General features: G+C 67.1%; 12 protein-coding genes and 1 pseudogene. 5 read left to right on the top strand and 8 right to left on the bottom strand.

Annotation, left to right across the window (positions count from 1 at the left end):
* The 4 genes and pseudogenes from NA4_RS00825 to NA4_RS00810 form a co-directional block, all read right to left on the bottom strand.
* Positions 1-278 (bottom strand): annotated as a pseudogene (locus tag NA4_RS00825) (hypothetical protein); the annotation flags it as partial.
* Positions 279-368: 90 nt separating this feature from the next.
* On the bottom strand, positions 369-917 hold the full coding sequence (locus tag NA4_RS00820) for a thioredoxin family protein (protein WP_067462229.1): 549 nt from the start codon (positions 915-917) through the stop codon (positions 369-371).
* A gap of 139 nt (positions 918-1,056) precedes the next feature.
* Positions 1,057-1,995, bottom strand: coding sequence for a threonine/serine dehydratase (locus tag NA4_RS00815; protein ID WP_067462227.1), 939 nt, complete (start codon positions 1,993-1,995; stop codon positions 1,057-1,059).
* A complete protein-coding gene (locus tag NA4_RS00810) occupies positions 1,986-3,422 on the bottom strand; it encodes a bifunctional lysylphosphatidylglycerol flippase/synthetase MprF (RefSeq protein WP_245671016.1) in 1,437 nt (478 codons plus the stop codon). The genes NA4_RS00815 and NA4_RS00810 overlap by 10 nt, the downstream gene beginning before the upstream one ends.
* Before the next feature lie 307 nt (positions 3,423-3,729).
* Between NA4_RS00810 and NA4_RS00805 the strand changes: the two genes are divergently transcribed.
* The 4 genes from NA4_RS00805 (at position 3,730) to NA4_RS00790 (ending at position 6,693) form a co-directional block, all read left to right on the top strand.
* Complete coding sequence (locus NA4_RS00805; RefSeq protein ID WP_067462222.1) at positions 3,730-4,221, top strand: hypothetical protein; 492 nt, start codon at positions 3,730-3,732, stop codon at positions 4,219-4,221.
* An 84-nt stretch (positions 4,222-4,305) separates the two neighbouring features.
* Complete coding sequence (locus NA4_RS00800) at positions 4,306-4,689, top strand: VOC family protein (RefSeq protein WP_245671015.1); 384 nt, start codon at positions 4,306-4,308, stop codon at positions 4,687-4,689.
* Between the two features lie 136 nt (positions 4,690-4,825).
* Complete coding sequence (locus NA4_RS00795) at positions 4,826-5,791, top strand: NAD(P)-dependent alcohol dehydrogenase (protein ID WP_067462219.1); 966 nt, start codon at positions 4,826-4,828, stop codon at positions 5,789-5,791.
* 50 nt (positions 5,792-5,841) lie between these two features.
* Positions 5,842-6,693 carry a helix-turn-helix transcriptional regulator gene (locus NA4_RS00790; protein WP_307188560.1) on the top strand — a complete coding sequence of 284 codons (852 nt, stop codon included), beginning with the start codon at positions 5,842-5,844 and terminating at the stop codon, positions 6,691-6,693.
* Positions 6,694-6,818: 125 nt separating this feature from the next.
* Here NA4_RS00790 and NA4_RS00785 read toward each other — a convergent pair whose 3' ends face one another.
* Both NA4_RS00785 and NA4_RS00780 read right to left on the bottom strand, forming a co-directional pair.
* On the bottom strand, positions 6,819-7,223 hold the full coding sequence (locus NA4_RS00785) for a VOC family protein (RefSeq protein ID WP_067462216.1): 405 nt from the start codon (positions 7,221-7,223) through the stop codon (positions 6,819-6,821).
* A 54-nt stretch (positions 7,224-7,277) separates the two neighbouring features.
* Positions 7,278-7,691, bottom strand: coding sequence for an arsenate reductase ArsC (locus tag NA4_RS00780; RefSeq protein WP_067462213.1), 414 nt, complete (start codon positions 7,689-7,691; stop codon positions 7,278-7,280).
* A gap of 273 nt (positions 7,692-7,964) precedes the next feature.
* On the opposite strand from NA4_RS00780, the gene NA4_RS00775 reads away from it, so the two are divergent.
* The gene (locus NA4_RS00775; protein WP_067462210.1) at positions 7,965-8,711 is read left to right on the top strand and encodes an SIR2 family NAD-dependent protein deacylase; all 747 of its coding nucleotides are present in this window, start codon (positions 7,965-7,967) and stop codon (positions 8,709-8,711) included.
* Positions 8,712-8,753: 42 nt separating this feature from the next.
* On the opposite strand, the gene NA4_RS00770 is transcribed toward NA4_RS00775, so the two are convergent.
* Entirely contained in the window at positions 8,754-10,052 is a 1,299-nt protein-coding gene (locus tag NA4_RS00770) for a D-arabinono-1,4-lactone oxidase (protein WP_067462207.1), read from the bottom strand.
* 54 nt (positions 10,053-10,106) lie between these two features.
* The gene (locus tag NA4_RS00765; protein ID WP_067462204.1) at positions 10,107-10,784 is read right to left on the bottom strand and encodes a TetR/AcrR family transcriptional regulator; all 678 of its coding nucleotides are present in this window, start codon (positions 10,782-10,784) and stop codon (positions 10,107-10,109) included.
* Positions 10,785-10,886 lie beyond the last annotated feature (102 nt).

The raw sequence follows: 10,886 nt of genomic DNA, 5'->3' as shown, positions 1-10,886 counted from the left end.
GCCAGCCATTCGGCGGCGAGCGCTTCCATCAGGTCGAGTTGCGCGTCGTCGAGTTCCGTCCCGGCGCCCTGGGCGCCCTCGATCAGGAATTGATCGCCGTAGAACGCCATCCGGGTCGAGATATCTCCAGGAGACCCAGTGCGCCACAGCCTATCCGCGAGGTCGGGTGCGCCGTGGTTGCGTACGCCTCCCGCGAGGCCGGGCAGCCAGCGCGCCTCCAATGTGTCGGCCGATTCCTGTTCCTGCGCGATGCCGTGTACGAGGACGATCGTCGCCAACGTCCCACCCCTTCCGTGTCCCCGGTGTCTTGGACAGTGTCCCTCATCGGGGCGGAAATCGGCAGGGCTATTTCCCGGTTTGCCCTGGCTTCAGGCGTCCCGCCATTTGATCGAGCAACCCATGCTGGGCCGGTGCGGTTCTGGGACCGGCTTGCCGTCCAGCACGGCCTCGACAGCGGCGCGCAAGTCGTTGCCGGTCAACGGTTTTCCATTGCCCGGGGTCGACTCGTCGAAGGCGCCGCGGTAGGCGAGTTCGAGGTTCGCGTCGTAGAGGAAGAAGTCCGGGGTGCATGCGGCGCGAAACGCCCGGCCGACCTGCTGATCCTCGTCAACGAGATAGGGGAAGGTCCAGCCCGCCCGGATCGCTTGGTCGCGCAGCCGCAGTGGCGCGTCGTCCGGGTAGGCGATCGCGTCATTGCTGCAGATCGCCACGGTCGGCATGGACGGCAGCGAGTCGATCAGTTCGCCGAGCGCCGCCTCGATGTGTTTGACGTAGGGGCAGTGGTTGCAGGCGAAGACCACCAGCAGTCCGGGTCCGCCCGCGAAGTCCTCGCGGGAGTAGATCCGCTGGTCGAGGTCGGGAAGCGAGAAATCGGGTAGTGCGGTGCCTAGCGGAACCATGAGAGAGGTATGTGCCATGGTGTGCCTTCCGTCCGGATCGAAGACGACAGCCGGAGCCTAACCCCGTGTCGTCCGATTCGTCGGAAATACGCTGATGAACCGTCGCACGGCGTGGCGAGAGTTCGAGCTGGAGCGAAGGCGGAGGGCGGAGGTGCGCCTACCCGGCCAAGTCCGACGGATCGGTATTCGCCCCGCAGAGCACCACGCACACCCGCTCGCCGGTGGCACGCCGGAACGCCGGTTCATCGCCGAGAATCGCGGCCAGAGCGGTTGCCGCGCCGTGTTCGACCGCGATGCGGCGCTCCTCCCACAGTCTTCGGCGGGCGGCGACGATCGCGGCGTCCTCGACCAGCACCGACTCGACCTCATACCGCCGCGCGGCCGCCAGCGCCATCTCCGAGGCTCGCCGGGCGCCGAGCGAGTCGGCGGCGATCGAGTCGACCTCCACGTCGACGACCCGTCCCGAGGTGATCGCGGCGTGCAGAGCGCGGCAGCGGGCGGGCTCCACGGCGATGGTGCGGATGCCGGAGTGATCGGCCGCAGTGGCGACGCCGGAGAACAATCCGCCTCCGCCGACCGCGACAACGACGGTGCCGAGATCAGGGATCCGCTCATGGACCTCCGTCATGAGCGTGCCTGCTCCCGCCGCGATGAGCGGGTTGTCGTAGGCGTGCGAGAGCAGAGCGCCCGTATCGTTGGCGAACTCGCGGCTGGCGGCGAGCGCGTCGGCGTATTGGGAACCCACCAACCGGACTTCGGCGCCATAGGAGGTGAGCCGGTCCACCTTGACCCGGGGGGCCGTGGTCGGCAGGAACACGGTCGCCGGAATGCCCTGGTTGCGGGCCGCCCACGCGCAGGCCAGCCCGGCGTTTCCGCCGGAGGCGATCGTCACGCCCACCGGCGGCGGCGTGCCGTTCTCCCGGTGAGTGAGCAGGAAGTTCAGCGCTCCCCTGGCTTTGAAGCTTCCGGTGTGCTGCAGGAACTCCAGCGCGAACCACAGCTCGCCCGTGCTGTCGGCCTCTGCCACGGCGACGGGCCTGACCTGGCCCGTCACTCGTTCGGCCGCGGCTTTGACGTCGCTGTGGGTCAGTTCCATGACGCTCCTCCGGATGCGGTCGGGATGCCGCGGGAGTACTCACGGCGGTGCGGCGCGAACTCCAGTGTCAGCAGGGCCGCGGCGGCGACCACTACCTCGCGCCAGCGGACCAGAACATAGCGCGGCCGCGACAGCGCGTGGAATTTGCGCAGGAACCGGTAGAGCGATTCCAGCCGGATCAGCGGGTCGCACAGGTGCACGACCAGGAAGAGCAGTTTGGCCGTGCGCGATCGGTGTTTCTCGGCGAACAGTTCCGGAAACGGCGCGAAAGCCAGCGAGATCCGGTGGATGTCGTGCGCTTTCGCGTAGTCGACAAGATCCAGGATCATGCGTTCGTCCAGCCCGTTGGGCGCGTCCTTGCGTCGCCACGGGACGTCCAGGCTCAGCTCCCGCCCGTGACCGGAGCTGCCGTAGCGCTGGAAGCCCGCCGCGCGGCCCTCCGGATGATTGGCGATGACCACCAGCATGCCGGGATTTCGCCCGTCCAGCAGATGATCCAGGATCATCGAGAAGCCCCGGTTCTGCCTGCCCTGGCCCCATTCGTCGACGATGGCGAGCAGTTCCCGGCGTCGCGCCCCGGTGAGCGCCGACTCGTACACCACCTCGGTGGTGACACCGAAGTTTTTGGTGCGGCTCACGGCTTGGCGCAGGTTGCGGAACTTGCGCCCGACGAGAGCGAAACCGTCGACGTCGAGCACCACATCGCGGCCGATCGGGACCGCGTGCAGCCCCCGGTGTCCCAGCGCGCGCAGCCGCCACAGCGCGGCCAGTTCGGGGCTCGCGCCCAAGACGGCGACGCGCCAGCCGCGGTCGGCCGCGAATGCGGAGAACGCCGTGATCAGCTCGGGGAAGGCCGCGCGGTCGCCGATCGGGTCGCCCGCGACGGCCGCGATGCCGAAGCGGGTGCGATAACCGATCGCCGCGGTGGACGACGCGTCGAAGAAATAGGACTTGGACGAATGCAGCGCGAACGGCGCCAGTGGGTCGCCTTCGGTGCGGCCGACCAGTGCAGCCACCCGAGCCAGCTCCTCGGGCTGCGGCCTGCTCGACAGCGGCAGCACCAGCACGAAGCCCGCAGCGGACAACAGGATGAAGCCCGGACCTGGCTGCTCGGCCCGGTAAGCGAGGTGAGCGATCACCAGCACCAACACCGCGGACGTGGCGTGCGTAAGGGTGACCGGACGACGCAGATGCAGCCCGCGGGCGATGAACACGCCGGACAGCGCGAGAGCGGCGAACCAGTTGTGATCGACGCCGTCGTACGAGGTCCTCCGGGCCTGGTAGGCCAATGCGACGGCGATCAGAAGCGCCGCGATGATCAGCACGGCCCGGGCGCCCGGCGTGACGGTGACCGCGGCTTGCCGGTAGCCGCTCAGTGCGGTGGCGCGCAGCGTCCGCGAGCCGGTCATGCCATGTCCGTCAGACACGGCCGTGCTCCGCCCGGCGTCTCCCCGTCCACGACAGTGTCGCCATTGTGGCCTCCCGATGATCACCTCACCAACCCACTATGCAGACCCGGCGGCGTCAGGGGCAATGCCCTTCCCGGCCCCCGGCCGCGGGCGCGAAGGCATGAGTCACCGAAAGGCCCGGTCGAAAGGCGAATCGGACGATTGCCCTCCAATTGCCTATTTCTCGGCGTGTAGCCAGGATTTTCCCTGTCGACGTTGTCATGCTCAGTGCTTCGGCTGATCCGAACCAATCGCCTGGCGAGCGGGCGCGACGAGAGGTCCGACTGTGAAACTGAGCTGGCTGGCGCTTCCCGCGCTGTTCGCCGCCACCGTGGCGGGGTGTTCCGACGACTCTCCCGCGAGCGAGAAACCAGCGTCGGCGAGCGCGGTCGCCGCGGCAACGACGACAGCCGCACACGACGAACCGGGTGGCGTGGCCCGCGTTTTGCTCGGCGACACCAAGAAAGTTCCGGTGCCCGCCGACGCGGTGCTCGATATCCGGGCACCGGCCGTATGGGGGGAGGCCGCCGACAGTATTCGCTGCACGGTTACCGATAGTTCCGGACGGAATGAAGATCTGCGTTCGTCGGACGTGAAGAAGATCGAGATGGTCGGCGGGACGGAATGGATGACGCTGTGGACGTTTTCCTCCGCGCCGGACGGCGACGTGACCGTTGTCTGCAAGGATCCGGCATCGAAAATCGCCGCTGCTCACCCTCATCCGTACCTTCGGGTGGTCCCGCGCGGAATCGTCCCGATCCCGCCGCCGGCTCGCTGATCACCCACCGATGTCGCCGCGTGGCTCGACGTCGAATCGGCCGCGTGAACCCCGAAAACCGAAGACATGGAATAGCATTCGCCGATGCACGAAACGAGAACGAGCATGACGAACGCCACGCTGCGAGGCATCACTGTCGACTGCGCTGATCCAGAGTCGCTCGCTCATTTCTACCGTGAACTCACCGGATTCGGGATTGTGTTCGCCAGTGGCGAGTATGTCGTCCTGGCCGGGGACGCCGGTTGGGCGCTGGGTTTTCAGAAGGTAGCCGGCTATCGCGCGCCGACGTGGCCGAGTCAGGACGTCCCCCAGCAACTCCATCTGGACTTCCGCGTCGACGACCTCGACGAGGCGGAATCTCGTGTGCTGGCGCTCGGCGCCGACAAGGCCGACCATCAGTCCGACACCGAACGGTATCGGGTATACCTCGACCCGGCGGGACACCCCTTCTGCCTGACCGTCGGCTGACAGACCTTCCTCGCCGCGGGTTTTCTCAGGGTGGTGTCGGGGTGTTTCCGGATAGCGCGCCTATCGTCTGGTCGCATAGCCTGCGATTACCGAGCCGGAGGCTTCGGTAATGCGCCGACGCAGGGAGTAGAAGCCGATGAAAGCGGTCGTTTTCGACAGGTACGGCGCGCCCGAGGTGCTCGAGCTGCGCGATGTCGGCAAGCCCGTCCCCGGAGACCGTGCTGTGCTGATCAAGGTGCATGCGACAACCGTGACGACGGCAGAGTGCATGCTGCGCGCCGGGAAGCCGAAGTGGGGGCGAGTCATCAGCGGCATCACGCGGCCCCGCAAGAGCATGCGGACGCTGGGGACCGAGCTGGCTGGTGAGGTGGAGGCAGTCGGTCGGCAGGTGCGACGGTTCCGGCCCGGCGATCAGGTTTTCGGGTTTGCCGGCTTCCATATCGGCGCGAACGCCCAGTACATATGCCTGCCCGAGACAGCGTCGCTGGCTTTGAAGCCCGTCAACCGGACCTACGAGGAGTCGGCCGGCGCGGTTGACGGGGCAACGACCGCGCTGTACTTCCTCATGGGCAAGGCGAAGCTCCGCAGCGGTCAGCGCATCCTCATCAATGGGGCGTCCGGCAGCGTCGGCACCTACGCTGTGCAGTTGGCCAAGATCTGCGGAGCTATGGTCACGGCCGTGTGTGGGCCCAGCAACGTCGAGCTGGTCAAGTCGTTGGGGGCCGATGATGTAATCGACTACACCCGCATGGATTTCACCCTCAACCGTGATTCGTATGACGTCATCTTCGACGCGGTCGGCAAGAGTTCATTCGCGAAGTGCAGGAAGGCACTCACGAGCAGAGGTTGCTACTTGCCGACGAGCGGGTTGACCAATCTCCTTTGGTCGGTCTGGACCTCGATCACCGGTGGTAAGAGAGTGCTGACGGGGATGTCGGTCCGGAAGAACGAAGGGCTGGTATATCTGCGAGAGCTGCTCGAGGCGGACAAGCTCACCATCGTCATCGACCGGCGTTACGACCTCGACCAGATCGTCGAGGCCCATCGGTATGTCGATCAAGGGCACAAGCGCGGAAACGTGGTCGTGACTGTGCCCAACTAGACGGGACCGGTTTGCTCAGGCGGCACACTCCGTGCTCGGCCGATGGCACCGTGTGGGCATGGCTGGCGCATCATCAGTCGGGTCAGCCGGTAGGCGCCGCCGATGTGGCCCCGGTGGCCGGGATCAGCATCGCGCTGTTCGCGACAGTTGGCTTCGCGGCGCCGTCGGTGGTCCGGGGTAGCGTCGGCGACATGGACGATGTCGCGGCTGGCTATCGCGAGCGGAGGTCGCGGTACGAGGGCGCCGTGCTGTGGACCAAGACCGTCGACGGCCGCGCCTCAGCGCTGCCCGTGCTCCCCGACGGGTGCATGGATCTGATCTGGATGGCGGGGCGGCTGGTGGTCGCGGGTCCGGATACGCAGGCATACCACCCTGCCGAGCTGCGCAGCGGCCGGTACGTCGGCATCCGATTCTTCCCGGGTACCGCGCCCGCTCTGCTCGGCGTCCCGGCGCACGAACTGCTGAACCAACGGGTCGATCTCGCGGACCTGTGGCCTTCGGCGGCGGTCCGGCAGCTGATCGGTCGGCTCGAGTGCGCCGACGATCAGAGCATGGCGCTGGAACGAATCGTGCTGCGGCGGTCGACCGGGGCCGAACGGGCCGATCCGCTCATGCGGCGAGTGGCCGCCGCGCTGGCAGCTGGGCGGTCGGTGGCCGCGGTCGCCGAGGCTGCGGGACTCGGCGAGCGGACCCTGCACCGGCGCTCGCTGGTCGCCTTCGGGTATGGCCCGAAGACTCTGGCCAGAGTGCTGCGCCTGCAACGTGCTCTGGCTTCGGCCCGCGGCGGTGTTCCACTTGCGGAAACCGCGATGCTGGCGGGATTCGCCGACCAAGCGCACCTGTCCCGAGAGGTGCGCGCGCTGGCCGGGATTCCGTTGCGGGAGTTGCTCGCCAGGTCCTAGGTGATCCGAGAGCACCTGGCCCGCTGACGATCGCGATCAACGCCACCGGGCGCGGTGGCTTCGACGGCGCTGGTGACGGTCGCGATCAAGGCCACTCGCGCCGACTATGACGGCGCTGAGGGCGGCTATTCGGCGGCCGTTGGGAGCGCGGCGTACAAGTCGACCCCGTTGCCGTCGGGATCCAGCACCACCGCGTACCGCTGCCCCCAGAAGGCGTTCCACGGCTTCATTTCGCCGTGGTATCCGGCGTCCACCAGCTCCGCGTACACGGCGTCGACCTCCGCGGGGTCGGCGCAGCGGAACGCGATCCCGACGCGACCCGCTTGGGTCGGAGGCGTCCACTCGGAGTGGAACGACTTGATGACGGCCTCGGTGTCCAGCGCGAGCCGCAAGCCATTGGGCGACGCTGCCTCGGCGTGCCCTTCTTTTTCCGAGCCCGAGGGGAAATCGAGGCCGAGACGGCGGTAGAAGGCCACCGAGGCGGCCATATCGGTGACGATGATGCTGATGACGTCGAGTTGTGGAGTCATAACGGCAGAGTAGGCAGCGGCGCGCCGGACAGTCTTGAACGAATCGGACAGCGTTCAGCGCGCGGGTGCGGGGACCAGTTCGGCGATCAGGTTCTCCACCAGGATGCGGATGCGGTCGCGGATGGTGCGCACCACGTCGATGCTCTGGTCGGCGGGGTCCGGCAGCACCCAGTCGCGGTAGCTGATGCCGGGGAAGAACGGGCAGGCGTCCCCGCAACCCATGGTGATCACGACGTCGGAAATGCCGACCGCGTCCATGGTGAGCGGCTTGGGGGTGTGGCCGGAGATGTCGATGCCGATCTCGGCCATCGCGTCGACCACGGTGGCGTTGAGTGTCTCGGCGGGTGCGCTGCCCGCCGATCGCACGTCGAACCGGTCCCCGGCGAGGGCGGTGAGAAACCCGGCAGCCATCTGCGAGCGGCCCGCGTTCTGCACGCAGACGAACAGCACACTGGGCTTGTGGGACATGCGAACGCCTTTCGATGAACAGGGTGGAGCCTGCGTGTGCTGGCCGCCGGACGGGCCGTCCGGTGTCGTGGTGGAGCCGAAACGCTGTCGTAGCGTACGAGATACGTATACCAGCGCGCCGCGAAGTGTTACCGCCGGCCGTGCGTCGAGGCGACGAAACACGGAAAGATCGCAGGTCATCGGCCTGAAGGCGTTGTCGCGCAGCTGTTGCTGCGATGTGGCGTCGGGGAGCGCGTCCGAGCCTGCCGCCGCGCTGTCCCTAGGCTGGCAGGCATGACGACCGAGTGGCGCAGTCGGACCGGCCGGATCGGAGTGCTCACCGGTGCGGGCATCTCCACCGATTCCGGTATCCCGGACTTCCGCGGCCCGCGCGGGGTGTGGACGAAAGACCCGATCGCCGAACTGCTTTCCACCTATCAGAACTATGTGGCCGATCCGGATCTGCGGAAGCGGGCTTGGCTGGCCAGGCGGGACAATCCGGCGTGGCAGGCCGTGCCGAACCCGGCGCACAACGCGCTGGCCGATCTGGAACGGGCCGGTCGGGCGGTCACCATCATCACGCAGAACATCGACCGCTTGCACCAGCGGGCGGGGTCCTCGCCGGAACGGGTGGTCGAGATCCACGGCAACATGTTCGACGTGGTCTGCATCGAATGCGACTACCAGACCACGATGTCCGCCACTCTCGAGCGTGTGAGCGCGGGCGAACCCGATCCGCCCTGTCCCGACTGCGGCGGCATCCTCAAAGCGGCCACTGTGATGTTCGGCCAGCAGATGGACCGGCGCACCATGGCCAAGGCCGTCGTCACCGCGGAGACCAGCGACATCTTCCTCGCGATCGGGACATCGCTGCAGGTGGAACCGGCCGCATCGATGTGCGCCGTCGCCGTGCGCAGTGGCGCCGACCTCGTCATCGTCAACGCCGAGCCGACGCCATACGACGAACTGGCCACCGAGATCATCCGCGAGCCCATCGGAACCGCCGTTCCCCGACTCGTGGCCGAGATTCTCGCGGCCTGATCGCTGAATCCGCAAGTGGCCGCGGCCCTGGCGTCTTTCGCGTCAGCCGACCGGGCCGAGCACCCGATCGAGGTAGGCGTTGGCGAAACGACCTTTGGGGTCGAGTCGGCGGCGCACCTCCGCGAAGCGATCCCAGTCGGGGTAGCGGTCGCGCAGGGTCGCGGCGGTCTGGAAGTGGCGCTTGCCCCAGTGCGGTCGTCCCTGGTAGCGATCGAAAACCGCTTCGCAGGCACGGAAATACGGATCGAAGTCCATGCCGCGGTACTGGTGCACGGCGATGTAGCAGGTTTCCCGGCCGCCCGTGGGGGAGAGGAACGCGTCGTCCGGCGCGACCCACCGAACCTCGATGGGCATCGGCGTGTCGAATTCGGTGGCCAGTTCCTTGATCTCGCGGATGGCGTCGGCGGAGTGCTCGCGCGGGATGGCGTACTCCATCTCGGTGAAGCGGAGCAGCCGCGGCGAGGCGAACACGCGGTAGGACCGGTCCACCTGGCGGCGGTAGCTGCCGGCATAGGCGGCGCTGCGGTGGATCAACGGGACCAGGCGCGGCTGTCGGCGGCTCAGCTTGCACAGGCCGTCGAACAGATAATTGGACATCAGGATGTCGGCGAACCAGTCGACGGACTTGGCGCGCGGCCGCTCCGGCAGGGGCACGCGGTTGTTGCGCTTGGTCATGGCCAGCGAGCTGTGCGCGAACATATAGAATTCGAAATGCTCGTTGCCGTCGACGAATGCGTCCAGATCGGCGAGCACGTCCTCCACCGGGACCGGGCGCTCGATGCCTTCCAGTACGAAAGAGGGCACCATGCGCAGCGTCACGGCGGTGACCACACCCAGGGCGCCGACACTCACCCGCGCCGCGCGCCAGCCGTCCGGGTCGGTCTGCTCGTTCAGCTCGACCCGGCTGCCGTCCGCGAGCATCAGTTCCACGGAATGCACTGCTGCGGAGAGGTTCTGCAATCTCGCGCCGGTACCGTGGGTGGCGGTGGCGGTGGCGCCTGCCACGGTCTGCACGTCGATGTCGCCGAGGTTCGGGAAGGCGAGGCCGTGCTCATGTAAGGCGGTGCTCGCGGCGTTCAGGGTGATGCCCGCCTCGACCCGGACGAGGCCGGTTGCGCGGTCGACGTCGAGAATGCGGTTCAGCCGCTCCAGGTTCAGCAGCATGCCGTCGGTGAGGACGGCATCGCTGAACGAATGACCGGTGCCTGCCACGCGCACGGTGTGCCCCTCGGTCTCGGCGTTGCCGAGCAGATCGGCCAGTTCGTCGACCGAACGCGGCGTGGCCACAATCGCGGGCGCGCACTGCTGATCGCCGGCCCAGTTCACCCACGAATTGGTCATATGACCAACTCTACGGCAGCAATCGTGACACGCGCTACTTATGCGGCGATTTCGCTACCGCCTGCGGCTTCCGCAGGCGTGCTGCTTGGCGTGTTCGACTTCGTCGTCGGTCAGCGGCGGGACGACGAGATGCTGGCGCGGCGTGCCGTCCGCGCGTACGCCATTGAGCGCGATGGCCATATAGCGCTGCCACACATCCGGATTGACCGGCCTTGCGAACTCGGCGACGCCATCGACCATGTGCACGAGCGCGAAGAAGTCCGATGGCTCGATGCCCTCGGCCAGCACTCCCGCGTCGCGTGCTCGGGCGCAGATGGCCGTGACGGTGGGCTTGATTCGATCGCGCACGACGACGAAACGGTCGGTGTCGTCGTCCTCGAGTTCGAGCATCACCTCGCTGAACCCGCGATTGGTGGCCAGGTGCCGACAGGCGTACTCGAAGAACTCGACCAGTCCGAACCAGGGATCCGGATGTCGGTAGGCGGCGTCGGCGGCGTCAGCGAAATCGTTGAGGTTCTGATCGAAGACTTCGACGATCAGTTCCTTCTTGTTCGCGAAGCGGCGGTAGACCGTGCCGACGCCGACGCCAGCACGCTCGGCCACGTCGTCGAGGGTGATCTCGAGCCCGTGATCGGCGAACAGTTCGCGCGCTGCGGCGATGATCCGCTGTTGATTGCGCGCGGCATCGGCCCGCAGGCGCCGGGGCGGAGAGGCGACCGTGGCGTGATTCACATACCCATTCTATCAATATCCGGGATTAAGTGGAGGCGTTGTCTCCGTTAACGTGATAGGTTTATCAGTAAGCGGAGGTATCGCCTCCGGATCATTGAGGCA

Source organism: Nocardia amamiensis NBRC 102102, assembly GCF_001612745.1.
Classification (GTDB): Bacteria; Actinomycetota; Actinomycetes; order Mycobacteriales; family Mycobacteriaceae; genus Nocardia; species Nocardia amamiensis.
The sequence above is the reverse complement of the archived record's forward strand: the minus strand, read 5'-3'. Positions and strand labels throughout refer to the sequence as shown.